Source organism: Streptomyces marokkonensis, from assembly GCF_039539045.1.
In the GTDB taxonomy this organism is placed as follows: Bacteria; Actinomycetota; Actinomycetes; order Streptomycetales; family Streptomycetaceae; genus Streptomyces; species Streptomyces marokkonensis.
In genome coordinates this window covers 84,397-110,505 of the sequence record NZ_BAABCQ010000004.1, presented here as the reverse complement: position 1 = coordinate 110,505, position 26,109 = coordinate 84,397, and the positions used below count along the sequence as shown (strand labels likewise).

The window sequence follows — 26,109 nt, the reverse complement described above, 5'->3', positions numbered from 1 at the left end:
GCGTGGCCGTCCCCTCACGTAGAGTGCCGAAGACGACACACAGCCCCGTAACTCTTTCGAGTGACCGTCGTTGAGAGTGCGGAGGCGGTTGAAGGAACAAGTGCTCGGGCGGACGTCCGGGACGGTCGACCGCACAGGTGACGATTTCGTACCAGCCTGGAGGCTCAACGTGACGCGCATCAGCTGCGGAGGACGGCCATGACTTCCGTCCTCGTCTGCGACGACTCCCCGCTTGCCCGAGAGGCGCTTCGCCGGGCGGTCGCGACCGTGCCCGGCGTCGAGCGCGTGACGACGGCCGCCAACGGCGAGGAAGTCCTCCGCCGCTGGGGTGCCGACCGCTCGGACCTGATTCTGATGGACGTGCGCATGCCCGGCCTGGGCGGCGTCGAGACCGTCCGGCGGCTGCTGTCCGCCGACCCCGGTGCGCGCATCATCATGCTCACCGTCGCCGAGGACCTGGACGGCGTGGCCCTCGCGGTCGCCGCCGGTGCCCGCGGCTACCTGCACAAGGACGCCTCGCGCGCCGAGCTGCGCGCCACGGTCACACAGGCCCTCGCCGACCCGACCTGGCGGCTCGCCCCGCGCCGGCTGCGCTCGGCCGAGATGGGTGCCGCGCCCACCCTCACCGCGCGTGAGATCCAGGTCCTGGAGGGCATGAGCCACGGCCGTTCCAACGCGGAGATCGGCCGTGAGCTGTTCCTCTCCGAGGACACCGTCAAGACCCACGCGCGGCGGCTCTTCAAGAAGCTCGGCGCCTCGGACCGGGCGCACGCGGTCGCGCTCGGCTTCCGGTGGGGCCTGGTCCGCTGAGGGCACCCCGTGTGGTGGAGGCCGAAAGGGCCCGTCGGGGGCGTCATGGGCCCCGCTTATCGCGAGGTGGGCGGGGCGGACAAGGCGACCCGCCGGGTGCCCGCTGCTCGTTTCGCCGCGGATGACGCATCCTTGAGGTGTGGAGTTCCTCGGGGACGAGTCGGTCGAGCGGAAGGGGAGGGCGCAGGGTATGAGTTCCGGCGCACCTGCTCATAACGCTTCGGTGCACAACAACGGGCACGGAGCCACGGATCGGACAGCCGCAAGGCACCATGGACCGATGCGTGACGACGAGGCGGCCCCTGATCAAGGGACGGTCGGTGGGCTCGTCCACCGCGCCGTCGACGGGGACGAGCAGGCCACGCACGACCTGCTCGCCCATGTCCACCCCCTGGCACTGCGCTACTGCCGCACCCGGCTGTCCCGGCTGCCCGGCGACGCCCGGCACTTCGTCGAGGACCTCGCTCAGGAGGTCTGCGTCGCCGTGCTGCTCGCGTTGCCCCGCTACAAGGACACCGGCCGCCCGTTCGAGGCGTTCGTCTTCGCCATCGCCGCTCACAAGGTCGCCGACCTCCAGCGCGCGGCGATGCGGCACCCCGGTTCGACGGCCGTCCCCTCCGACGAGATGCCCGAGCGGCCGGACGACTCGCTGGGCCCGGAGGAGCGCGCCCTGCTCAACAGCGACGCCGCCTGGGCCAAGAAACTCCTGGCCAACCTGCCGCAGAACCAGCGCGAGCTGCTTCTGCTGCGCATCGCGGTCGGGCTCACCGCAGAGGAGACCGGGCAGATGTTGGGAATGTCACCAGGCGCCGTGCGGGTCGCCCAGCACCGGGCGCTGAGCCGGCTGCGGGCCCTGGCAGAGCAGTAGTCGGCGCCGGCCGGCGTCCTGAAGGGGTGGCGGCCACCGTGCGTACGAAGCTACGAAGACGGCGGGCTGCCTTGATCGTGGAATGAGCCACGTCCACTTCCCGTTAGCATGGACATCCGCACCGATCAAGGCCATTTGGGGAAGGTGTCATGACTGCAAACGTCGACGGAGTGCCCGAGAAATTCGCGACGCTCGGGCTGACCTACGACGACGTGCTGCTGCTGCCGGGCGCATCCGAGGTGCTCCCCAACGCGGTCGACACCTCGTCCCGCATCTCCCGCAACGTCCGGGTCAACATCCCGCTGCTCTCGGCGGCGATGGACAAGGTGACCGAGTCCCGCATGGCGATCGCCATGGCCCGCCAGGGTGGTGTCGGTGTGCTGCACCGCAACCTCTCCGTCGAGGGCCAGGTGAACCAGGTCGACCTCGTCAAGAGGTCCGAGTCCGGCATGGTCACCGACCCGATCACCGTGCACCCGGAAGCCACGCTGGCCGAGGCGGACGCCCTGTGCGCCAAGTTCCGCATCAGCGGCGTCCCGGTCACCGACCCGGCCGGCAAGCTGCTCGGCATCGTCACCAACCGGGACATGGCCTTCGAGTCCGACCGCGCGCGCCAGGTGCGCGAGGTCATGACTCCGATGCCGCTGGTCACCGGCAAGGTCGGCATCTCCGGTGTGGACGCCATGGGGCTGCTGCGCCGCCACAAGATCGAGAAGCTTCCGCTGGTCGACGACGCGGGTGTCCTCAAGGGCCTCATCACGGTCAAGGACTTCGTCAAGGCCGAGCAGTACCCCCACGCCGCCAAGGACGCGGAGGGCCGCCTGTTGGTCGGCGCCGCCGTCGGCGCCAGCCCCGAGGCCCTGGAGCGCGCCCAGGCCCTGGCTGCCGCGGGCGTGGACTTCCTGGTCGTCGACACCTCGCACGGCCACAACAGCAACGCCCTGAGCTGGATGTCGAAGATCAAGTCCAGCGTCGGCGTGGACGTGATCGGCGGCAACGTCGCCACCCGTGACGGCGCCCAGGCCCTGATCGACGCCGGCGTCGACGGCATCAAGGTCGGTGTCGGCCCCGGCTCCATCTGCACGACCCGCGTCGTCGCCGGCATCGGCGTCCCGCAGGTCACCGCCATCTACGAGGCCTCCCTCGCGGCCCGCGCCGCGGGCGTCCCGCTGATCGGCGACGGCGGCCTGCAGTACTCGGGCGACATCGGCAAGGCCCTGGCCGCCGGCGCCGACACGGTGATGCTGGGCAGCCTGCTCGCGGGCTGCGAGGAGTCGCCGGGCGAGCTGCAGTTCATCAACGGCAAGCAGTTCAAGTCCTACCGCGGCATGGGCTCCCTGGGCGCCATGCAGTCCCGTGGCCAGGGCAGGTCCTTCTCGAAGGACCGCTACTTCCAGGCCGAGGTGGCGTCCGACGACAAGCTCGTGCCCGAGGGCATCGAGGGCCAGGTGCCCTACCGCGGCCCGCTGGCCAACGTGCTGCACCAGCTCGTCGGCGGTCTGCGCCAGACCATGGGGTACGTGGGCGCGGCGACGATCGAGGAGATGGAGTCGAAGGGCCGCTTCGTGCGGATCACCTCGGCCGGTCTCAAGGAGAGCCACCCGCACGACATCCAGATGACGGTCGAGGCACCGAACTACAGCCGCAGCAAGTAGGCAGAGAAGTAAGCAGAAGAAGTAGGCAGAAGAAGTAGGCAGAACGCCTTCCAGGGCGGCCCCGGGAGCATCCGGGGCCGCCCTCGGCGTGCCCGTCGGGGAGACCCGCCGCGCCCGTCGGGGATACTGGAAGGCGCTGCAACGCATCAGGGAAAGGCCACAGACGTGACTGAGATCGAGATCGGGCGCGGCAAGCGCGGCCGCCGGGCGTACGCCTTCGACGACATCGCCGTCGTCCCCAGCCGCCGTACGCGGGACCCGAAGGAGGTCTCGATCGCCTGGCAGATCGACGCCTACCGCTTCGAGCTGCCGTTCCTGGCCGCTCCCATGGACTCGGTCGTCTCCCCGGCCACCGCCATCCGCATCGGCGAGCTGGGCGGCCTCGGCGTGCTCAACCTGGAAGGGCTCTGGACGCGGTACGAGGACCCGCAGCCGCTGCTCGACGAGATCGCGGAGCTGGACACGGACAACGCGACCCGCCGCCTCCAGGAGATCTACGCGGCTCCCATCAAGGAGGAGCTGATCGGGCAGCGCATCAAGGAGGTGCGCGACTCGGGCGTGGTCACCGCCGCCGCGCTCTCCCCGCAGCGCACCGCCCAGTTCTCCAAGGCGGTCGTCGACGCGGGCGTCGACATCTTCGTCATCCGCGGCACCACCGTCTCCGCGGAGCACGTCTCCGGCTCGCACGAGCCGCTGAACCTGAAGCAGTTCATCTACGAGCTGGACGTCCCGGTGATCGTCGGCGGCTGCGCCACCTACACCGCCGCCCTGCACCTGATGCGCACCGGCGCGGCGGGCGTCCTCGTCGGCTTCGGCGGCGGCGCGGCCCACACCACGCGCAACGTGCTCGGCATCCAGGTGCCCATGGCCACGGCAGTGGCGGACGTGGCGGCGGCTCGCCGCGACTACATGGACGAGTCCGGCGGCCGGTACGTGCACGTCATCGCCGACGGCGGTGTCGGCTGGTCCGGCGACCTGCCCAAGGCCATCGCCTGCGGCGCCGACTCGGTGATGATGGGCTCGCCGCTGGCCCGCGCGACCGACGCGCCGGGCAGGGGCAACCACTGGGGCATGGAGGCCGTCAACGAGGAGCTGCCCCGCGGCAAGAAGGTCGACCTCGGCACGGTCGGCACCATCGAGGAGATCCTCACCGGCCCCTCCCGCAACCCGGACGGCTCGATGAACTTCTTCGGCGCGCTGCGCCGGGCGATGTCGACGACCGGGTACAGCGAGCTGAAGGAGTTCCAGCGCGTCGAGGTGACGGTGGGGGACTCGCAGCACCGGCGGTAGCGGTAGTCGTCCGACGGCTCTGACGGCTCTGAAGAGGCCGGTCGCCCCTGACGGGGGCGACCGGCCTCTTTCGCATGCTCAGGGGCGTACGCGGGGGCGCGTGACACGGTCACCCAGCGCGCCCCCTCCTCACAACCGGTGCGCCGCCCCCGTGGGCGTCGCCCCCCGCGTGTCCAGCAGCAGCTGGGCCTTCACCGACAGGCCCTGGAGGTCGTACGTGCGGTGCTGCTGGAGGAGGATCGTCAGGTCGGCGTCGGCGGCGGTCTCGTAGAGCGAGTCGGCGCGGGGGACGGGGCGGTCCAGGACCTTCCAGGACGGGACGTGCGGGTCGTGGTAGCTGACGGCGGCGCCCATCGACATCAGGCGGGTCGCGATCTCCTCGGCCGGGGAGGCCTGCTGGTCGGCGAGGTCGGCCTTGTAGGTGACGCCGAGGAGCAGGACACGGGCGCCGCGGGCCGACTTGCCGTGCTCGTTGAGGAGGGCGGCGGCGCGCTGGACGACGTAGCGGGGCATCTGGGAGTTGACCTGCTGGGCCAGTTCCACCATGCGCAGGCTGTGGGGGGCCTGGCCGGTCAGGTCCTGCGGGACGGAGTGGCCGCCGACGCCGGGGCCGGGGCGGAAGGCCTGGAAACCGAAGGGCTTGGTCTCGGCGCAGCGCAGGACGTCCCACAGGTCGACGCCCAGGTCGTCGCAGAGGACGGCCATCTCGTTGACGAGGGCGATGTTGACGTGCCGGAAGTTTGTCTCCAGGAGCTGGACCGTCTCCGCCTCGCGGGGGCCACGCGCGCGTACGACCTTGTCGGTGAGGCGGCCGTAGAAGGTGGCGGCCGACTCGGTGCAGGCGGGGGTGAGGCCGCCGATGACCTTCGGGGTGTTGGCCGGGGTGAAGTCACGGTTGCCGGGGTCGACGCGGCTGGGGGAGTAGGCGAGGTGGAAGTCGCGGCCGGCGCGCAGCCCGGAGCCCCGCTCCAGAAGGGGGCGCAGGAACTCCTCCGTCGTCCCCGGCCGCACGGGTGACTCCAGGATCACCGTGGTGTGCGGGCGCATGTGGGCTGCCAGGGTGCGGGCGGCCGCCCCCACCTGGGTGAGGTCCAGGCCGCCGTCCGCGCCGGGTGGGGTGGGTGCGCAGATGACGGCGGTGCGGACGCGGCCCAGCTCGGCCGGTCCGGCAGGGGTACGGAAGCCCGTCGCGAGCATCCGGCGCACCTCGGCCGGGGTGAGCGGGTCGGCCTCGGGGCCGGTGCGGTAGCCGAGGGTGGGGATGCCTGCGGTGACGGCGGCCTGGGCCAGGGGCAGGCCGTACGGGCCGAGTCCGATGACGGCGAGATCTGCGGGCATGGCGTGGGCCGTCCTTCCCAGTAACCGAAGCGGGACAGGTGCGCAAGCCCGGTGGACAGGATGGGCGAGCACAACGTCAGACTAGGAGTAAATATGACCGATTTGCGGGATTGATCGGCCGGGTTTCGGCGAGTGTCGGGTGGCGACCCTGAGCTGCGGGGAAGTTGTCCACAGGTCGGCGGGGAAGTTGTCCACAGGTTGAGGCTGTGCGGCGACCGATGTCGGGCAGGTCGGTCAGAATCTGGGCATGGTGGGTACCAGGAACCGAGCTTCGCCCCGACGGGCGCGGCCGACGCGACCGACAGCGGGAGGCAGCAGTGAGGACAGCGACCCTGGGGCCGGCGCAGCGCGCCGAGTCACTCGCGGCCATGGCCGAGCGCGAGCTTGACGTACTGGTGGTGGGCGCCGGCGTGGTCGGCGCGGGCACCGCCCTCGACGCGGTGACGCGCGGCCTGTCCACCGGCCTGGTCGAGGCACGGGACTGGGCGTCGGGCACCTCCAGCAGGTCCAGCAAGCTGATCCACGGCGGCCTGCGCTATCTGGAGATGCTCGACTTCGCCCTCGTACGGGAGGCGCTGAAGGAGCGCGGACTGCTGCTGGAGCGGCTCGCGCCGCATCTCGTGAAGCCCGTGCCGTTCCTGTACCCCTTGCAGCACAAGGGGTGGGAGCGGCTGTACGCCGGCTCCGGCGTCGCGCTCTACGACGCCATGTCGATGGCCCGCGGACACGGCCGGGGCCTGCCGGTGCACCGGCACCTGAGCCGCGGTCACGCCCTTCGTGTGGCACCCGCGTTGAAGAAGGACGCGCTGGTCGGCGCGCTCCAGTACTACGACGCCCAGATGGACGACGCCCGCTTCGTGGCCACGCTGGTGCGCACGGCGGCGGCGTACGGCGCGCCGGTCGCCAACCGCGCGCGCGTGACCTCCTTCCTGCGCGAGGGCGAGCGCGTGGTCGGCGCGCGCGTCCAGGACGTCGAAGCGGGCGGCGAGTACGAGATCCACGCCAAGCAGATAGTGAACGCCACCGGGGTGTGGACCGACGACACCCAGTCGATGGTGGGCGAGCGCGGCCAGTTCCACGTCCGCGCCTCCAAGGGCATCCACCTGGTCGTGCCCAAGGACCGCATCCACTCCAGCACCGGTCTGATCCTGCGCACCGAGAAGTCCGTGCTCTTCGTCATCCCCTGGGGCCGGCACTGGATCATCGGCACCACGGACACCGGCTGGGACCTGGACAAGGCCCACCCGGCCGCCTCGAGCGCGGACATCGACTACCTGCTGGAACACATCAACTCGGTGCTGTCCGTACCGCTCACCCGCGACGACGTGGAGGGCGTGTACGCCGGTCTGCGCCCGCTGCTGGCCGGTGAGTCGGACGCCACCAGCAAACTGTCGCGCGAGCACACCGTCGCGCACCCGGTGCCCGGCCTCGTCGTCGTGGCGGGCGGCAAGTACACGACGTACCGGGTGATGGCCAAGGACGCCGTGGACGAGGCGGTGCACGGGCTCGACCTGCGGGTCGCGGACTGCGTCACCGAGGACACGCCCCTGCTCGGCGCCGAGGGCTACCGTGCGCTGTGGAACGCGCGGGCGCGGGTCGCCGCGCGCACCGGACTGCACGTGGTCCGCGTGGAGCACCTGCTGAACCGGTACGGCGCCTTGGCCGAGGAGGTGCTGGAGCTCATCGCCGCCGATCCCTCCCTCGGCGAACCGCTGCACGCCGCCGACGACTACCTGCGCGCCGAGGTCGTCTACGCCGCCTCCCACGAGGGCGCGCGGCACCTGGACGACGTACTGACCCGGCGCACCCGCATCTCGATCGAGACCTTCGACCGGGGCACGCGCAGCGCCCGCGAGGCCGCCGAACTGATGGCACCGGTGCTGGGCTGGGGCAGGGACCAGGTCGAACGGGAGATCCAGCACTACGAGAAGCGAGTGGAGGCCGAGCGGGAGTCGCAGCGCCAGCCGGACGACCTGACGGCAGACGCGGCCCGCCTGGGAGCGCCGGACATCGTGGCGCGATAGGGCACCCGTCGGGGCAGGCGGGAGGCACGCGCCAGGGCAGGTGGCAGGGGCCGCCGAGGCAGGTGTGACGCAGGGTCACCCTGCCGTGTCAGCCGCCCCTCACCCGCTCGGCGCCAGAGGCACCCTGGGCGTCGAGCACTTGTCGGGTGAGGGACAATGAAGGCTCTGTCAGGGCGGGTTGCATGAGGGGACGCATGTCGGAGGCGGAGCGGGCGGGGACATCCCGTACGGACAAGAGCGCACGTCTCCTCGCCGGGCGGTACCGGCTGGGAGACGTGCTCGGCCGCGGCGGCATGGGGACGGTGTGGCGGGCGGAGGACGAGACCCTGGGTCGCACGGTCGCCGTCAAGGAACTGCGGTTTCCGGGGAACATCGACGAGGAGGAGAAGCGGCGCCTGATCACGCGCACGCTGCGCGAGGCCAAGGCGATCGCGCGGATCCGCAACAACAGCGCCGTGACCGTCTTCGACGTGGTCGAGGAGGACGACCGGCCGTGGATCGTGATGGAACTCGTCGAGGGCAAGTCGCTCGCCGAGGCCATCCGTGAGGACGGCCTGCTGGAGCCGAGGCGCGCGGCGGAGGTCGGCCTCGCCGTCCTCGACGTCCTGCGCTCCGCGCATCGCGAGGGCATCCTGCACCGCGACGTGAAGCCGTCGAACGTACTGATCGCCGAGGACGGCCGGGTCGTCCTCACCGACTTCGGCATCGCCCAGGTGGAGGGCGACCCTTCCATCACCTCCACCGGCATGCTGGTCGGCGCCCCCTCCTACATCTCCCCGGAGCGGGCCCGTGGCCACAAGCCGGGGCCGGCCGCCGACCTGTGGTCGCTCGGCGGACTGCTCTACGCGGCGGTGGAGGGCTCTCCGCCCTACGACAAGGGCTCCGCGATCGCGACGCTGACCGCGGTGATGACGGAGAACCTGGAGGAACCGAAGAACGCCGGCCCGCTGCGGGACGTCATCTTCGGGCTGCTCAACAAGGACCCCGCCCACAGGCTCGACGACGCGGCTGCCCGCGCGATGCTCAACAAGGTCATCCACGCCCCGGACAGGGCGGCCGAGACCGAACCGGCCGACGCCACCAAGGTGGTGCCGCTGCCGCCGCAGCCGGACGGGCGGCCACGCCGGGGCGGTTCGGCGGGCGCCGGGGGCAAGCGGGGCGAGGAGGCCGGGGAGCGGTTGCGCGGGGCACTGCGTTCCGTGCGCAAGGCCGCCGTGGGGGCGGGTGCGGCCGGTGCCGCGGCTGCCTCCCGTACCAAGCAGGGCGGGGCCGACCGGGCAGCCATGCCGGGTTCCGCCGGATCGGCTGGTTCCGCCGGAACCTCCGGATCGGCCGGATCCGTCGGTGCCGCTGCCGCCCAGGGGCCCGTCGGGACGGGTTCCGCCACCACGCCGGTGACGGGTGCGGGTGCCGGAACCGGCCCCGGAGTGACAGCAGGAGTGGGCTCGCAGCCCGCGTCCAACGCGCCCGCGGGTGCCCGTAGGTCCGGCTGGCCCGTCGTACCGCCGCCGGACCTGCCGCCCCGGCCCGTGCGCAGGGCGCCGCTCACCGACGTCGTGCCCCGCCGGACACTGGTGATCATCGCCGTCGTCGTGGCGCTCGCCGTCCTCGGCACCGTGCTGGCCCTCACGCTCGGCGGCGGCGACGAGAACGCGGCCGATGGCGGAAGCGGTGACAAGGCCGTCGCCTCCGCCACGGCGAGCGGCGACACCGGGCAGGGTGAGGGGAACGGGACCGGTACCGACGGATCCGCCTCGGATCCGGCGGCGGACGGGGCCCCGGGCGGCGCTCCGGGCTCCGGAGCGAGCGCGTCCGGTGACGCCGGCACCGGGTCCGGCTCGGACGATGACGACGACGCCGAAGAGTCCGGCGACGACGAGGGCGCGGACACCACCCACCAGGGCAAACAGGGCTACAGCATCGGACTGCCCGAGGACTGGAAGTACCGGTCCACGGGCTCCGCGGGCGACCGGTTCACCGGCCCCAAGGGGCAGAAGCTGCTCGTCGCCTGGACGTCCACGCCCAAGGGCGACCCGGTCGAGGACTGGAAGAACCAGGAGCGGTACATGGTCCGCTCCCAGTACAAGAAGATCCGCATAGAGAAGGTCGGCTACCGCGGCTGGAACGCGGCGGACTGGGAGTTCACCTACACGGACGGCGGCACCAAGTACCGGACCGTGGACCGCGGTTTCGTTGTCAACGACCACCAGGGCTACGCGCTCATGTACACCGCGAAGGCCGCGGACTGGGACAGTGACCTGCGCCGGGACACCTGGCGGACGCTGACGAAGACCTTCCAGTCCAAGTCCTGAAGCCAGGGGCTCAGGGTTTGAGCGGCCCGATATCTGGCATCCCCTCTTTGTGGGTTGCCTCCGGCACGTATCGTGAGTGCTCGCGGACCGTACGCAGCCGGAACGGCCCGCCGGGCGAACGGAATTGACCGACGGGCTGCCGGGGGTGGCGACGTGGACGACTATGCGGGACGGGTACTCGCCGACCGCTACCGCCTGCCCCTGCCGCCGTCCGACGAGTACGAACTCACCGAGAGCCGGGCCTTCGACACCTACAGCGGTCAGGAAGTCCTGGTCCGCCAGGTGCCGCTGCCGGAGGTCGTCGAGGCCGAGGTGCTCGACGCGGACGGCCTGCCCGAGGGCTTCACGGCCCGGGACGGCGGCGTCCGGCACCCCGGGAGACGGCAGTCGGACGCGCGCGGCGGCCCCCGCCGGCCCGTCGACCCGGTGGTACGTCGAGCCGTCGCGGCGGCGCAGGCCGCGGCCGCCGTCCCCGACCATCCGCGTCTGGACCAGGTCTTCGACGTGTTCGCCGAGGGCGGCTCGCTGTGGATCGTCAGCGAGCTGGTGGCCGCCAGGCCACTGGCCGCCCTGCTCGCCGAGGAGCCGCTGACGCCGTACCGGGCGGCCGAGGTGGCCTCCGACGTCCTCCTGGCACTGCGTGTGCTGCACTCGTACGGCTGGGTGCACCGCAACATCACCGCGCGCACGGTGCTCGTCTGCGACGACGGGCGTGTGATGCTGACCGGCCTGGCGGTCGGGGCGGCGGAGGAGGCGCTGTGCGGGTACGACCCGGTCCCCGCCCCCGAGGACGACGACGACCGGGCCGCGGCGATCGCCCCAGACGGGACCTTCGGCCGGGGGAGTGGTGCGGAGAACGGGGCCCTTGGTCCCGGCGGTGCCGAGGGCGGGACCGGGGCCGAACTTTCGGGACCCGGTGGTGCGGGTGGTACCGGGTCCCGGGCCGTTGGTGCCGGTACTGGGACGGGTGGTCCCGGTACCGGGGCCGGTGGTACCGGCACCGGGCTTCCCGGTTTCGGGGGTGCCGGGGGAGTGGCGGTGGCGGGGCTTCCTGGTCCCGGTGGTGCCGGTCCCGGGCTTCCCGGCCCCGGTCGGGCCGGCTCCGAACTTTCTGGTCCCGGAGGTGCCGGTTTCGGGGACACCGCTCCCGGGGATGCGCAGACCGGGATGCTGGGACCGGGCGGTGCCGATCCCGAGGCCGCCCGGCGGGCCGCCATCGAGGCGCGGACCGTGGGCGGGCTGCCGGTGACCGGGGGTCAGAGGCCGGGCGGTGCCGCCGGGGTCGCCCCGGCGCAGCTCGACGCCGGCGGAGACGTCCGCGCAGCGCGCGCCGGAGCGATCGCGGCGTACCGCGCCGGTGCCCGGGCCGCCGCCCGCGTCCAGGAGGCGCAGAACGGCCGCGCGGCCCTGCCCGGCGCCCGCCCGGCCCCCGACGGCGACACCGACACCGCCCAGCGGTCCCGCACACCCGGCACGCCCCCCTCCGGCGCGCAGCCCACCGAGGCGGCCCGGTCCGACGCCGCCCCGCCCGGGCAGATCGACGACCCCTACGGCGTACGTACGACTTCCTGGCACGGTGCCACGCCCCGCCCCACAGGCAGCCCGGCCCCCGCCGACCCTGCCACCTCCTCCACTCCCTTCGCTCCGCCGGCCGGACGGGCCCGGCCCGGCGCACCACGACCGGAGCCCGGTCCCGAGACAACGGCCGTCGGCGCCGCGTCGGCCGCAGGAGGCCCCGGGCCGGCCGCCGGGCACTGGGACGACCCGGTCGCACGCAACCCCGCACCGCGCGGCCCGGCCACCGCACTCGCTGCCGAACGGGCACGCCAGACGCGGATGGCCGTGGTCGGGCCGGTGACCGAGCGCTGGGCTCCGGAACAGGCCGGCCCGGTGCACGAGAACTGGCAGCTGGCCGCGCCCATCGGACCCGCCACCGACCTGTGGGCGCTGGGCGCGCTGCTCTTCCGTGCCGTACAGGGGCACGCGCCCTACCCGGAGGAGTCGACCGCCGAGCTGGTGCAGATCGTGTGCGCGGAGCCCCCGGCGTTCGCCGAGGAGTGCGGCCCGCTGCGGCCGGTCGTGGAGTCGCTGCTGCGTCAGGACCCCACCGAACGCATCGACTTCGAGGAGCTGAGCGGCTGGCTGCGGTCGCTGGTGCGGTCCGCGCCCGAACCGGAGGCCGGCCTGCACGTCATCTCGGCCCCGCCCGCCGTGACCGGCCGACTGCCCATCGTGCGCCGGCGGGGTGAGCTGGTGCGCAGGCGGCGCGCCGGGCTGCCCGCGCACCACGGACGGCACAAGCGGGGCCGGCAGGAGACGCCCCGTTCGCCGCGCAGTCTCGGCCGGACACTGCTCCTGCTGATACTGCTCGCCCTGGCCGGAGCCGTCGCCTACGCGATGTTCTTCATGCCGAAGGGCGACACGAGCGGCACCGGGGCCACCGACCGTACGGGCGCCGCCGGCGAGGCGAGCCCGGCGCCGCCCGAACGCTCCCCGGACGTCAGCAGCGAGCCCCGGCCGGAGCAGTCGTCCCCGAAGTCCGACCCCAGCGCCTCTCGGACGGAGAGCGGCTCCACCGGGACGCAGACCAACGACCCCGACGTCGCCGACGGATTCACACTGCGCAAGGACGCCGAGGGATTCCGCGTCGCCGTCGCCGAGGGCTGGGACCGCACGCCCCGCAACGGCAGCGGCCAGGTCGTCTACGCCAAGGGCGACTTCGAGCTCATCGTCGTACCGGGCCGGGATCGCGCGTCCGAGTACGGCGACGACCCGATGGCCTACCAGCGCGACAGCGAGCCGGAGTTGGAGTCGTACCGCGCCTCCAGCTGGGCCACCTCCAGCGGACTGAAGACCATCGAGGTCGGTGGACGGACCATGGTGCAGGGGCAGTTCACCTGGTCCGCCGCCGACGGTGGCGAGCTGTACGTGCGTAACCTCGCGACGCTGATCGACGGGCGCTACCACGTGCTGCAGGTGCGCGGCCCGGAGGCGGAGCGCGATGAGGTGACCCGGCTGTTCGAGCAGGCCTCGGCGACCTACCAGTACACGGGCTGACGGCAGTTCGGCCCGATGGTTGCCTCCTTGCACGGAAAGCGACAACCGTCACAGAGCGGTTCCCAGGGCACCCCACCCGTTCCCCGGGCGCGGTCCGGTCCCTAGTCTGGCCCTGACAAGAGCATTGCGGGGCAACGTGAATCAGATGCAGGGCCGGCTCGTCGCGGGCCGTTACCGGCTCGGCGAGACCATCGGCAGCGGCGGCATGGGCCGGGTGTGGCGCGCGCACGACGAGGTGCTGCACCGGACTGTCGCCATCAAGGAGCTGACCGCCGCACTCTACGTCTCCGAGAGCGACCAGGCGATCCTGCTGAAACGCACTCGGGGCGAGGCACGCGCGGCGGCGCGGATCAACCACTCGGCCGTCGTCACCGTGCATGACGTACTCGAACACGACGGCCGGCCCTGGATCGTGATGGAGCTGGTCGAGGGCCGCTCGCTGGCCGATGCGGTGAAGGAGGACGACCGGGTCGAGCCACGGGAGGCGGCCCGTATCGGACTGTGGGTGCTGCGGGCCCTGCGCGCCGCGCACACCGCCGGAGTCCTGCACCGCGACGTCAAGCCCGGCAACGTGCTCCTCGCCGACGACGGCCGGGTCCTCCTCACCGACTTCGGCATCGCGCAGATCGAGGGCGACTCCACCATCACGCGGACCGGTGAGGTCGTCGGCTCCGTCGACTACCTGGCGCCCGAGCGGGTCCGCGGCCACGATCCCGGCCCCGCCTCCGACCTGTGGGCGCTCGGCGCGACGCTGTACACGGCGGTGGAGGGCAGGTCGCCGTTCCGCCGCACGTCACCGCTCACCACCATGCAGGCGGTCGTCGAGGAGGAGGCCACCGAGCCCGGGTACGCCGGACCGCTCGGGCCCGTCATCAGCGCGCTGTTGCGCAAGGAGCCCGCCACGCGGCCCGACGTTACCGAGACCGAGCAGATGCTCGCGGAGGCGGCGGAGGGACGGCGTTCGAACGCGGCCCAGGCGTACGTGCCGACGACGTGGTACTCGGGATCACGGGGACAGAGCGACACGCCCCACCCCGGGACACCGGGGCCGGCGGGCGGGGCCCCCGCGACGCCGTACCAGCCGATGGCCGGCCCCCCTGCGGTCGGCCCTACGGCGGTCGGTCCGACGGTTGCCGGTCCGATGACGGCCGGTCCGACGGCGGGTGGCCCCGTGCCGATGGGCCACACACCCGCCGGGTACACGCCGGCCGGCGGCGTCCCGCAACGCTCCCGGCGGCGCCGCCTGCGCACGCTCGCCCTGGTCCTCGCCGTCGCCGCCCTCATCGGCGCGGGCACCGCCGTGCTGCTGCAACAGCGGGGCCAGGACGGCACGGAGGCGGGTCCGGGCACCACCGACTCCCCGTCCTCCTCTCCCTCTCCCTCTCCTTCCGCCTCCGCCACCCCCGGCAAGAACCCCGGCGGTTCCGTCCCGGCCGGCTGGGTCCGCCGGGACGACCCGGTGGGTTTCAGCCTCTCCCTGCCCGAGGACTGGCAGCGGGTGCCATTCGACGAGGACGGCGAGCTCCAGCAGATCGACTACACCCCCGACAACGGCAACCACTTCGTCCGCATCGCCGTCGACACCGCCCCCGACTACAACGACCCGTACGCCCACCAGCTCGACCTCGATCTGCAGCTCCAGCAGCGGCTGGTCGACTACCGGCGTGTCGGCCTGGAACGGACCACCTACCGTGACCACGACAGTGCCCGCTGGGAGTACACCTGGACCGCGCTGCCGAAGGACACCGAGTTCCCCGGGCCGCGCCGCGCCGTCGAGGAGACGTACATGTCCCGGGACGGCGTCGAGTACGTCATCTTCATGGCGGGGCCCGTCGATGACTGGGAGACCACGCGGCAGCAGTTCCGGACGGTGCTGCAGAGCTGGCAGGAGAAGACCGCCTGAGCGCGTGAGTGCCTGAGCGCCTGAGTGCATGAGTGCATGAGTGCCCGACCGCCCGAACCGCGCCGTGTGACGGCCGGATACCGTCGCAATCGCGTCCGAGAGCCCGTCGGTTGTCGGCCACCCGGGTCGCGGCGGCCCGGAGCGGGCCCGTCCGGTGGGGCATGATGGGACGCATGATGACCGAGGGGGCGGGCGGGCGTGTCATCGCGGGCCGTTACCAGCTCCATGAGCGGCTCGGCCGCGGCGGCATGGGCATCGTGTGGCGGGCGACCGACCAACTGCTCGCGCGCGAGGTGGCCGTGAAGGTGCTCCCTCTCGACGAGACCCTCTCGGCGGCCGAGGCCCGGCGACGCCGTGAGCGCACTCTGCGCGAGGCTCGCGCGGTGGCCCAGCTGAGGCACCCTCACGTCATCGTCGTGCACGACGTCGTCGAGGACGACGAACGTGCGTACATGGTCATGGAACTGGTCGACGGCGGCTCGCTCGCCGACCGCGTCCTCGGCCAGGGCCCGGTCGACGCCACGGAGGCGGCCCGGATCGGCATCGCCCTGCTCGACGCCCTGGGCACCGCGCACGCGGCCGGCATCCTGCACCGGGACGTGAAACCGTCGAACGTGCTGGTGGCCGAGGACGGCCGGGTCGTCCTCACGGACTTCGGCGTGGCCCAGGTGGCGGGCGCCACCACCCTCACCGAGACCGGCTCCTTCGTCGGTTCCCCCGAGTACACCGCCCCCGAACGGATGTCCGGCGCCGGGACCGGACCGGAGTCCGACCTGTGGTCGCTGGGCGTGCTGCTGTGCGCGGTCCTCAGCGGCGCCTCGCCCTTCCACCGGGACTCGCTGGGCGGTGTCCTGCACGCCGTGGTCACCGAGGAGATCCGCCCGCCCGCACAGGCAGGGCCCATCCTCCCGGTCGTGCGGGGCCTGCTGGAACGCGACCCGCAACGGCGGCTGGACGCGGCGGAGGCGGAACGGATGCTGAGCGCCTTCCTGGCCACGGGCCGTACGCCCGCGCCGCCCGGCAGCGGTGAGCCCCGGCGCGTGTCGCGGGGCGTGCTCATGGCGGTGCTGCTGGTCGTCGCGGCGGCGGGCGCGGGAGTCACGGCGGCGGCACTGCTCGCGGACGGCGGCGACGGCGGCGGCGGAGGCGGAGGCGGAGGCGGAGGCGGGGGCAGTACGCCGACGAGTTCGGCACCCGTGACGCCGACGACGGGGCCGACGACGGGGCCGACGTCTCCGTCCGGGGTCTCCTCCGGGGGCTCCCCCGACGTCACCTCCGATATGTCCTCGGGGGCTTCCTTCGCGTCCGTGTCCCCCTCGGAGTCACCCGCAACGCACCTAAACAGGAGATAAGCGGCGGCGCGCGTCACGGGTCTGTGACCGCGGGCCACGGGTGGTGGATTCGGACACCTCCGGCGCGATATGGATGGACCCATGAGCAGCAACGGGGGACCCCGCAACGGGTCGGACGAGCCGACGAGTTTCGACCTGCAACCACCGAATCCGCCCGTCGCCGTGCCGCATCCCGGCAACCCGTACGCGGCGCCCACCCAGGTCGTGCCGCACCAGTCGTCACCGTCGCCGCAGTCGGTGTCCCCGTCCCCGTCGGCACCGCGCCCCGGACCCGCCAAGTCGCCCACGCAGGACCCGGGCGCCGGGCGGCTCATCGCCGGCCGCTACCGGCTGACCGCCAAGCTCGGGCACGGCGGCATGGGCACGGTGTGGCGGGCCAAGGACGAGACCGTGGACCGCGAGGTCGCCGTCAAGGAGCCCCGCGTACCCGACCACCTCCCCGAACGCGAACGGGACAACGCCTTCGAACGGATGCGTCGCGAGGCGCGCGCCGCGGCCCGGCTGGACCACCCCGCCGTGGTCAACGTGCACGACGTGGCCGTGGTCGACGACCAGCCGTGGATCGTGATGGAGCTGGTCCGGGGCCGCACGCTGGGCGACGCGTTGCAGGAGGGCACGCTGGACGCGCGCGAGGCGGCCAGGGTCGGTCTGGAGGTGCTCGGCGCGCTGGAGGCCGCGCACGCGGCCGGCATCCTGCATCGCGACGTGAAACCGGACAACGTACTGCTCGGCCGGCACGACCGGGTCGTCCTCACCGACTTCGGCATCGCCCAGATCGAGGGCGAGACCAACCTGACCGACACCGGCGGCTTCGTCGGCTCGCCCGAGTACATCGCCCCGGAACGGGTGTTGGGCCGGCGCCCGGGCCCCGCGAGCGACCTGTGGTCGCTGGGCGTGTTGCTGTACGCGGCGACGGAGGGCGTCTCGCCGTTCCGCCGCAGCAACACCCCCGCCACGCTCCAGTCCGTGCTCAACGCCGCGCCCGCGCCGCCCGCCTCGGCGCGGGGGCCGCTGGCCGAGGTCATCACGGGCCTGCTGGACAAGGACCCGGCGCGCCGCCCGGACGCCGCCCGGGTCCGGACCCTGCTGGACGCCGCCGCGAACCCGCCGGCACCGGCGCCCACCCAGGTCGTACGGGTCGCCGAGGGGCACGGACCGTCCGGGCCGGGGTCCAGGTGGAGCGTCCGGCTGGGCCGCAACGCGTGGATCACCCTCGGCGTGGTGGTCGTCGCGGCGGCCGTGGCGTCGTACCTGGTGGTCGCGGCCCCCTTCGCGGGGCCCTTGCCCGAGGGCTGGAAGCAGCACGAACTCCCCGACAAGGCGGGCATGAGCGTCGCGGTGCCGGCCGACTTCGTGAAGCCGAAGGAGCACGCCGACGGCTGGGACGGCACCAACGAGACGTTCACCGACCCGAGCGGGATGGTCGTCGTCCACGTGGACCGGGACATCAAGGCCGACGACGAGGACGGCGACTTCCCCGCCACCGCGAGCGCCCACGCCTGGTCGGACTGGGACAGGCTCAAGGACGGCGACTACTCCCAGGACATCGCGGACGCTCCCGCTCCCAAGGGCGAACCGGTCGAGACCGAGTACAAGGGCGACAAGGCCGCCGAGAACACCATCGAATACACGACCACGGACTCGCAGAACCCACGTGACCGCGAGTACCACGTGCTCTACTACACGGCCGAGAACGGCGACAACTACCGGGTCTCGATCGACTACCCCGGCAGCGGCTACTTCGTCGACGAGGGACGCGAGATCGCCCGGACGGTGGTCGCCAACTGGGAGGTCGGGAATTCCTGAGGGCAGTCTCGCCCCGTAACGCGCTGATCAGCGGGTTTGTTGCCAGCGATCACTGGCGTTGTGTGAGCACTCGGTGAATCCCGATTACCGACGGGTACACAAAGCCCTCGCGGCGTCATACCCTGCGGCTCATGACGGACGCGCACGCCCCGGAACTGACCGGCACGAACCCTCTCGCCCCCGCCCCCGAGGGCGCCCGCACCGCTGCCGACGTGGTCACGCCCGAGCTGGTCGCCCAGCTCACCAAGGGCGTGGCCGGCTCCGGCCGCACCGCCAACCACACGCCGTTCACCGGTGAGAAGCTGGCCGACCTGCCCGAGTCGACGCCCGAGGACGTGGCCGGCGCCTTCGAGCGGGCCCGCGCCGCCCAGGTCGTGTGGGCGCGCGTCCCGGTACGGCAGCGCGCCGCCGTCCTGCTGCGGTTCCACGACCTGGTCCTCGAACGCCAGGCCGAGGTCCTCGACCTCATCCAGCTGGAGACCGGCAAGGCCCGCCTGCACGCCCACGAGGAGGTCCAGGCCGTCGCCGTCGCCGCCCGGCACTACGGCCGCAAGGCCCCCGCCTACCTGCGGGCCAAGCGGCACACCGGAGCCGTACCGACCCTGACGAAGGTCACCGAGCTGCGTCATCCGCGCGGCGTCGTCGGCCAGATCGCCCCCTGGAACTATCCGCTGGAGCTGTCCGTCGGTGACGCGCTCCCCGCGTTCGTCGCGGGCAACGCGGTCGTCATGAAGCCCGACACCGAGACCTGCCTGACCGCCCTGTGGGCCCGTGACCTGCTCATCGAGGCCGGGCTGCCCGCCGAGGTCTTCCAGGTCGTCCTCGGCGACGGCCCGGTCGTCGGCCCCGAGGTCGTCAGGCACGCCGACTACGTCTCCTTCACCGGCTCCACCCGTACCGGCCGCGAGGTCGCCCAGGGCGCCGCCGCCCGCCTGGTCGGCGTCTCACTCGAACTCGGCGGGAAGAACGCCATGCTGGTCCTCCAGGACGCCGACGTCGAGAAGGCCGCCGCGGGCGCCGTCCGCGCGTGCTTCTCCTCCGCCGGCCAGCTCTGCATCTCCATCGAGCGGCTCTACGTCCACGAGTCGGTCGTCGACGCCTTCCTGGACCGCTTCGCCGCCCGCACGAAGGCCATGCGGCTCGGTACCTCCCTCTCCTACGGCGCCGACATGGGCTCGCTGGTGGGGGAGCGGCAGCTGGAGACCGTGAAGGCTCATGTGGCGGACGCCGTGGAGCGGGGCGCGAAGCTCGTCGCCGGCGGCGTCGCCCGCCCGGACATCGGCCCGTACTTCTACGAACCGACCATCCTCGACGGGGTCGCGGCCCCCATGACCGTGTGCACCGAGGAGACCTTCGGCCCGGTCGTCTCCGTCTACCGGTTCAGGACCGAGGACGAGGCGGTCGAACACGCCAACTCCACGCCGTACGGTCTGAACTCCTCGGTCTGGACGAAGGACGCCCGGCGCGGCCGCGGCGTCGCTACCCGCCTGCGCACCGGCACGGTCAACATCAACGAGGGCTACGCGTCCGCCTACGGCAGCGTCCAGTCCCCGATGGGCGGCATGAAGGACTCCGGCCTCGGCCGCCGGCACGGCTCCGAGGGGATCCTCAAGTACACCGAGGCCCAGACGGTCGCCCACCAGCGGCTGCTGCCGATGGCGCCGTCGCTGGGGATGGACGACGCCGCGTACGCGGCCTTCATGAGCCGGAGCCTGCGCCTGATGAAGGCCTTCCGCCTCCGCTGATTTCCCAACCAACGCCCGTTCTCGACGAGGAGAGCACGTGTCGCAGGAGAAGTCCGTCCAGACCCGGGACGAGAACGGGTACGACTACGACGTCCTTGTCGTGGGCTCCGGCTTCGGCGGCTCCGTGTCCGCCCTCCGCCTGACGGAGAAGGGATACCGGGTCGGGGTCCTGGAAGCGGGCCGCCGCTTCACCCGGGAGTCGCTGCCGAAGAACTCCTGGGACCTGAGGAACTACCTCTGGGCCCCCAAGCTCGGCATGTTCGGCATCCAGCGCATCCACCTGCTCGGCAATGTCATGGTCCTGGCAGGTGCCGGGGTCGGCGGCGGCTCCCTCAACTACGCCAACACCCTCTACGTGCCGCCGCAGCCCTTCTTCGACGACCCCCAGTGGCGTGGCATCACCGACTGGCACGACGAGCTGACGCCGTACTACGACCAGGCCCGGCGGATGCTCGGCGTTCGCCTCAACCCGACGATGACCCCCTCCGACGTGCACCTGAAGGCCGCCGCCGAGCGGCTGGGCGTCGGCGACACCTTCCACATGGCGCCGGTCGGCGTCTTCTTCGGCGACGGCGACGACGCCGACGGCGCGACCAGGGCGAAGCCGGGCGAGCGGGTGGCCGACCCCTACTTCGGCGGCGCGGGCCCCGACCGCAAGGCGTGCAACGAGTGCGGCGAATGCATGACCGGCTGCCGCCACGGTGCGAAGAACACCCTCAACGAGAACTACCTCCACCTCGCCGAGAAGGCGGGCGCCGTCGTGCATCCCATGACGACGGCCGTCTCGGTCACCGAGGACTCGCGCGGCGGATTCGCGATCGCCACCCTCCCCACCGACCGCCGGAAGAAGGGGACGGGCCGCACCTTCACGGCCCGCCGGGTCGTCCTGGCCGCCGGCACCTACGGCACCCAGACCCTGCTGCACCGCATGAAGGCCAACGGGCAGCTTCCGCACCTGTCCGACAGGCTCGGCGAGCTGACCCGCACCAACTCCGAGGCCCTGGTCGGCGCACAGACCGACGACCGGCGCTACCGCAGGGCCACCGGCGAGTCGCGGGCCGACTTCACACGCGGTGTCGCCATCACGTCCTCGATCCACCCGGACGCCAACACCCACATCGAGCCGGTCCGTTACGGCAAGGGATCCAACTCGATGGGCGGCCTGTCCATCCTCCAGGTCCCGTACGCCGGGCAGTCCGCCTCGGGCGCGTCCCGTGTCCTGGGCTTCCTGGGCCACGCGGTCAGGCATCCTTCGCTGGCCCTGCGCTCCCTGTCCAAACGACGCTGGTCGGAGCGGACCATCATCGGCCTGGTGATGCAGTCGCTGGACAACTCCCTGACGACCCACCTGAAACCGACGGGCGTCGGCAAGGGCCTGCTCACCGCCCACCAGGGCCACGGCTCGCCCAACCCCAAGCAGATCAGGGCCGCGACGGAGGGCGCTTCGGCCCTCGCGGCCGAGATCAACGGCTTCGCCGGCTCCAACGTCGGCGAGTTGATGGGCACCCCGCTCACCGCGCACTTCCTGGGCGGCTGCCCGATCGGCGCCTCCCGGGAGAGCGGCGTCATCGACCCGTACCACCGGCTCTACGGCCACCCCGGCATCTCGGTCGTCGACGGCGCCGCGATCTCGGCGAACCTGGGCGTCAACCCGTCCCTGACCATCACGGCACAGGCCGAGCGGGCGATGTCGTACTGGCCGAACAGGGGCGAGAGCGACCCGCGCCCGGCCCAGGGAACGGCGTACGAGCGCCTGGCCGCCGTCGAGCCCAGGTCCCCGGCGGTCCCGGCGGAGGCCTTCGGGGCGCTGCGGCTTCCGTTCCTGGGGATACCGACGGTGCCTCCGAAGAAGTAGCGGAAGCGGTCACCCGCACGGAACACACGGGCACCTGCACGGAACACACGGGCACCCGCACGGAACACGCAGAAGGACCTGCGCCCCCCTCCGAGCGCAGGTCCTTCCCGTCTTGAGGCGGGCCGTGCCGGCCCCGCCGGTTACGCCTCGGCGCCGGTCTTACGGCGCCGCATCGCGAACACCGCGCCGCCACCGAGGACGACGGCGAGTCCGCCGACGAGCCCGATCGTCGGCAGCGCGGAGCTGGAGCCGGTCTCGGCGAGGCTGCCGGTGACCTGCGGCGTGTCGCTCGACGGCTTGTCCACGCTGACGGGAGCCTTGCCGCCTTCCTGCGGCTTGGTGCCCTCCGTGTCCGTGCCGGCGGCCACGATCTGGAACTTGTAGGCGACGTCACCGAAGCCGGTGCACTCGCCGTCCGCGTCACCGTAGATGGTGGCGCCGAGGGTGAAGCCGGCGCCGACGGGGGCGGAGGCCTTCACGTTGATCCGCATCGGGATGTGGACCTCGTAGTCGGGCGCCAGCTCGTCGGTGTAACCGATGTAGCCGACCGCGTAGCCGATGTCGTTGAGGTCCTCCCAGACCTTGTCGCCGGGGTTCCAGGCCTGGAGGCTGACCTTCTTGCTCTCGAACAGTTTCTCGCCGTTCCGGTCGGCGGACGCGCCGGCCAGGTACTCGAGGTTCTGGAGCGTGGAGTCGGAGTTGTTGGCCACGTTCAGCGAGAACTTGTGCCAGCCGGTGCCCACCGCGATCTTGCCGGGCAGGCCCGCGATGTTGACGTCGACCTTGGTGTCCTCGCACACGGACGGCTCGGGGTCCGGGGTCTTCGTCTCCTCGGGAGCGGAGGTGCTCGGCGACGGGTCCGCGGTCGCGGTCGCGCTCGTCTCCGACTGGCTGGGAGTGGGAGTGCCCTCGCCGGCCGTCTCGCTCGCGGACGTGCTCACCGAGGCGCTCGGAGCGGTCGTGGTCTCGCTCGTCGACTCGCTCTGGGACGGGGACGCCCCGGTGGACGGGTCCGTGGTCGGTTCGCCCGTGGAAGTGCTGCTGGACGTGGCGGTCGGGGACGGTGACGCGTCACCGTCCGCGTAGGCGGCCGGGGAGGCGAGCAGCGCGACCGGGGTGATCACTGCCGTGGCGGCCGCTGCCGCCATGGCGCGACGAAGCTTCATGAAGACCTCAGGTGGTCCGGGCGTACCGCGTGCGGCGATACGGGAGAGTCAGGGAGGCCTCCGCGTGTGGGGCGCGGGTGTGGCCCTTGGTTCGGTCCGTACGCCTGTTTGATCAGTGAAACCTGTGAATGGTTGCCCCCGAACTCACAGAACCTTTATGTGGCCTGCGTCACTCCGACAGGCGGGGCAGGCGGGGCAGGCGGGGCAGGCGGGGCAGGAGCCGGCATGGCGAAGGGCCCCGCGGGATGTGCGCCGCGGGGCCCTTCCTCAGCCAGCACCGGCGTCAGGGCGTCGCCGGTGCCTCGGAAGCGGCGCCGGGGGGTTGCGCCGCCAGCTTCGAATGGCAATGCAGTTGAGTGGGCCGAGGGGGACTAGGCCGCCCCGTCGGCCGGCCCCGGGCGTCCCCGGAGCCGGCCGTTCTCTAGGGTGACCGGGCTGCTGTCCCCTGCCGTCCGGTCACTTTCCTGGAGCGAGGTCCCACGACGTACGGCACGGCCGTCCGTCTCATCGCTCCAGCGAGCCACGCGTGGTTCTTTCGGGCCCGCACCTGGCTGACACGGACACCGGGACCAACGATGCCGCTCGCCTCCTGGTCACGCGCCGTACGGGTGAGAAGGCGCCCGAACTGACCTACGACACTCAGACGCGTCCCCGGCACAGCTCCAGCGTCGTCATCGCCAGCGCCGTACCCGGCCGGCCCAGCGCCTGGCGGTAGTGGTCGAGGACCTCCATCTCGCGGGAGAGGTTCACGCGCCGGCCGCCGGAGGCGATGCGCGCCTCTTGGATGACGGCCGAGACGGCCATCCGTTCCTGGATCAGCCCGATGATCCGGTCGTCGAGGGCGTCGATGCGTTCACGAGCGCCGGTGATCACACCGGCGGCCTCGGCAGTGCGGGCGCCGGTCTTTTCCGCCGCGGTGCTCGTGCCCGCCGCGGTGCTCGTGCCCGCCGCGGTGCTCGTGTCGGCCGTGGTGCTCTTGTCTGCTGCTGCGGTGACGGTCATGTCGGTGGCTCCTCGTCGAAGGACGGTGGTGCCCCCGGAGCGACAGGACCCGGAAACGCCAGACGCCCCGGGCCTTGTCGGCCCGGGGCGCCTGGGAAGTCGCTTGTCAGTTGCTCAAGCAGCACGACCATGGCAGCCGGTGGGCCGGTTGCCATAGGTAAAGACGAAGGTCTGGTGCGTGAGCATGGGCTCAGTATGCCCCGGGGACGGACGGTGTCCAAGCCGGTTCGCATGGTGAGACGTGGAGGCGGGGTGACCGTGGTGCCGTGGCCGGGGCGGGGCCACCTGCCCGTCTCGGTAGAATCGGCAGTACAAGACCCCCGCCCGACCGCCGGAAGGCACCCCGTGTCATCAGCGACTCCCGCTGCCGCCGCCCCCGACACCGTCCTGGTCGTCGACTTCGGCGCGCAGTACGCCCAGCTCATCGCCCGCCGTGTCCGCGAGGCGCGGGTCTACAGCGAGATCGTGCCGAGCTCCATGCCGGTCGCGGAGATGCTCGCCAAGAACCCGGCGGCCATCGTTCTCTCCGGCGGCCCATCGTCGGTGTACGAGCCCGGCGCCCCGACCGTCGACCGCGCCCTGTTCGAGGCCGGCGTCCCCGTCTTCGGCATGTGCTACGGCTTCCAGCTGATGGCGCAGACCCTCGGCGGCACCGTCGACAACTCCGGCGCCCGTGAGTACGGCCGCACCGAACTGTCGGTCTCCAAGCCGTCCTCCACCCTCTTCGAGGGCACGCCGGCCGAGCAGGCCGTGTGGATGTCCCACGGCGACGCCTGCTCCGCCGCCCCCGAGGGCTTCACCGTCACCGGCTCCACGGACGTCGTCCCGGTCGCCGCCTTCGAGAACGACGAGAAGAAGCTCTACGGAGTCCAGTACCACCCCGAGGTGATGCACTCCACGCACGGGCAGCAGGTGCTGGAGCACTTCCTGTACCGGGGCGCGGGCCTGCGCCCGGACTGGACCACGGGCAACGTCATCGAGGAGCAGGTCGCGGCGATCCGCGAGCAGGTCGGCGACAGGCGCGCCATCTGCGGCCTGTCCGGCGGCGTGGACTCCGCCGTCGCCGCCGCCCTCGTCCAGAAGGCCATCGGCTCCCAGCTGACCTGTGTCTACGTCGACCACGGCCTGATGCGCAAGGGTGAGACCGAGCAGGTCGAGAAGGACTTCGTCGCCGCGACCGGCGTGCAGCTGAAGGTCGTGGACGCGAGCGAGCGGTTCCTGAACGCGCTGGCCGGTGTCTCCGACCCGGAGCAGAAGCGGAAGATCATCGGCCGCGAGTTCATCCGCGTCTTCGAGCAGGCCCAGGCCGAGATCATCGCCGACGAGGGCCCCGCCGTGGAGTTCCTCGTCCAGGGCACGCTCTACCCGGACGTCGTCGAGTCCGGCGGCGGCACCGGCGCGGCGAACATCAAGTCCCACCACAACGTCGGCGGGCTCCCCGAGGACCTCGAGTTCCAGCTCATCGAGCCGCTGCGTCAGCTGTTCAAGGACGAGGTCCGGATGGTCGGCCAGGAGCTCGGTCTGCCGGACGAGATCGTCCAGCGCCAGCCCTTCCCGGGGCCGGGCCTGGGCATCCGCATCGTCGGCGAGGTCACCAAGGAGCGGCTCGACCTGCTCCGCGAGGCCGACGCGATCGCCCGCGAGGAGCTGACCGAGGCCGGCCTCGACCGTGATATCTGGCAGTGCCCCGTGGTACTGCTCGCGGACGTCCGCTCCGTCGGCGTCCAGGGCGACGGCCGCACCTACGGCCACCCGATCGTGCTGCGGCCCGTCTCCTCCGAGGACGCGATGACGGCCGACTGGTCCCGGCTGCCGTACGACGTGCTCTCCAAGATCTCGACACGGATCACCAACGAGGTCAAGGACGTCAACCGGGTCGTCCTCGACGTGACCTCGAAGCCCCCGGGGACGATCGAGTGGGAGTGA

Annotated in this window: 16 protein-coding genes; 13 read left to right on the top strand and 3 right to left on the bottom strand. The window is 72.2% G+C overall.

The genetic code is table 11. The features are described 5' to 3' along the window. Window positions 1–198 precede the first annotated feature (198 nt). The 4 genes from ABEA26_RS01990 to ABEA26_RS01975 all read left to right on the top strand — a co-directional run bounded on the left by ABEA26_RS01990 (window position 199) and on the right by ABEA26_RS01975 (window position 4,623). The gene (locus ABEA26_RS01990) at window positions 199–810 is read left to right on the top strand and encodes a response regulator transcription factor (protein ID WP_003948568.1); all 612 of its coding nucleotides are present in this window, start codon (window positions 199–201) and stop codon (window positions 808–810) included. A gap of 280 nt (window positions 811–1,090) precedes the next feature. Continuing rightward, a complete protein-coding gene (locus tag ABEA26_RS01985; protein ID WP_345588558.1) occupies window positions 1,091–1,678 on the top strand; it encodes a sigma-70 family RNA polymerase sigma factor in 588 nt (195 codons plus the stop codon). A gap of 149 nt (window positions 1,679–1,827) precedes the next feature. Further along, a complete protein-coding gene (gene guaB / locus ABEA26_RS01980; RefSeq protein WP_345588557.1) occupies window positions 1,828–3,333 on the top strand; it encodes an IMP dehydrogenase in 1,506 nt (501 codons plus the stop codon). A 165-nt stretch (window positions 3,334–3,498) separates the two neighbouring features. Beyond that, on the top strand, window positions 3,499–4,623 hold the full coding sequence (locus tag ABEA26_RS01975; RefSeq protein WP_279560307.1) for a GuaB3 family IMP dehydrogenase-related protein: 1,125 nt from the start codon (window positions 3,499–3,501) through the stop codon (window positions 4,621–4,623). Between the two features lie 129 nt (window positions 4,624–4,752). On the opposite strand, the gene ABEA26_RS01970 is transcribed toward ABEA26_RS01975, so the two are convergent. Next, complete coding sequence (locus ABEA26_RS01970) at window positions 4,753–5,961, bottom strand: nucleotide sugar dehydrogenase (protein WP_345588553.1); 1,209 nt, start codon at window positions 5,959–5,961, stop codon at window positions 4,753–4,755. Window positions 5,962–6,278: 317 nt separating this feature from the next. Here ABEA26_RS01970 and ABEA26_RS01965 point away from each other — a divergent pair, with 317 nt between their 5' ends. The 8 genes from ABEA26_RS01965 (at window position 6,279) to ABEA26_RS01930 (ending at window position 22,015) form a co-directional block, all read left to right on the top strand. Then, the gene (locus ABEA26_RS01965) at window positions 6,279–7,985 is read left to right on the top strand and encodes a glycerol-3-phosphate dehydrogenase/oxidase (protein ID WP_345588552.1); all 1,707 of its coding nucleotides are present in this window, start codon (window positions 6,279–6,281) and stop codon (window positions 7,983–7,985) included. 194 nt (window positions 7,986–8,179) lie between these two features. Continuing rightward, on the top strand, window positions 8,180–10,297 hold the full coding sequence (locus ABEA26_RS01960) for a serine/threonine-protein kinase (protein WP_345588564.1): 2,118 nt from the start codon (window positions 8,180–8,182) through the stop codon (window positions 10,295–10,297). A gap of 153 nt (window positions 10,298–10,450) precedes the next feature. Continuing rightward, on the top strand, window positions 10,451–13,354 hold the full coding sequence (locus tag ABEA26_RS01955; protein WP_345588550.1) for a protein kinase: 2,904 nt from the start codon (window positions 10,451–10,453) through the stop codon (window positions 13,352–13,354). A gap of 145 nt (window positions 13,355–13,499) precedes the next feature. After that, complete coding sequence (locus ABEA26_RS01950) at window positions 13,500–15,257, top strand: serine/threonine-protein kinase (RefSeq protein ID WP_345588548.1); 1,758 nt, start codon at window positions 13,500–13,502, stop codon at window positions 15,255–15,257. A gap of 164 nt (window positions 15,258–15,421) precedes the next feature. After that, window positions 15,422–16,609: a serine/threonine-protein kinase gene (locus tag ABEA26_RS01945; protein WP_345588563.1), complete on the top strand. Its 1,188-nt coding sequence runs from the start codon at window positions 15,422–15,424 to the stop codon at window positions 16,607–16,609. 81 nt (window positions 16,610–16,690) lie between these two features. Beyond that, window positions 16,691–18,415 carry a serine/threonine-protein kinase gene (locus ABEA26_RS01940; RefSeq protein ID WP_345588546.1) on the top strand — a complete coding sequence of 575 codons (1,725 nt, stop codon included), beginning with the start codon at window positions 16,691–16,693 and terminating at the stop codon, window positions 18,413–18,415. Window positions 18,416–18,546: 131 nt separating this feature from the next. Further along, window positions 18,547–20,160 carry a succinic semialdehyde dehydrogenase gene (locus tag ABEA26_RS01935; protein WP_345588545.1) on the top strand — a complete coding sequence of 538 codons (1,614 nt, stop codon included), beginning with the start codon at window positions 18,547–18,549 and terminating at the stop codon, window positions 20,158–20,160. Between the two features lie 37 nt (window positions 20,161–20,197). Beyond that, window positions 20,198–22,015 carry a GMC family oxidoreductase N-terminal domain-containing protein gene (locus ABEA26_RS01930; protein WP_345588543.1) on the top strand — a complete coding sequence of 606 codons (1,818 nt, stop codon included), beginning with the start codon at window positions 20,198–20,200 and terminating at the stop codon, window positions 22,013–22,015. Window positions 22,016–22,155: 140 nt separating this feature from the next. On the opposite strand, the gene ABEA26_RS01925 is transcribed toward ABEA26_RS01930, so the two are convergent. Both ABEA26_RS01925 and ABEA26_RS01920 read right to left on the bottom strand, forming a co-directional pair. Further along, window positions 22,156–23,181: an LPXTG cell wall anchor domain-containing protein gene (locus tag ABEA26_RS01925; protein ID WP_345588541.1), complete on the bottom strand. Its 1,026-nt coding sequence runs from the start codon at window positions 23,179–23,181 to the stop codon at window positions 22,156–22,158. A gap of 639 nt (window positions 23,182–23,820) precedes the next feature. Beyond that, entirely contained in the window at window positions 23,821–24,183 is a 363-nt protein-coding gene (locus ABEA26_RS01920) for a chorismate mutase (RefSeq protein ID WP_345588539.1), read from the bottom strand. Between the two features lie 345 nt (window positions 24,184–24,528). On the opposite strand from ABEA26_RS01920, the gene guaA reads away from it, so the two are divergent. Beyond that, on the top strand, window positions 24,529–26,109 hold the full coding sequence (guaA, locus tag ABEA26_RS01915; protein ID WP_345588537.1) for a glutamine-hydrolyzing GMP synthase: 1,581 nt from the start codon (window positions 24,529–24,531) through the stop codon (window positions 26,107–26,109).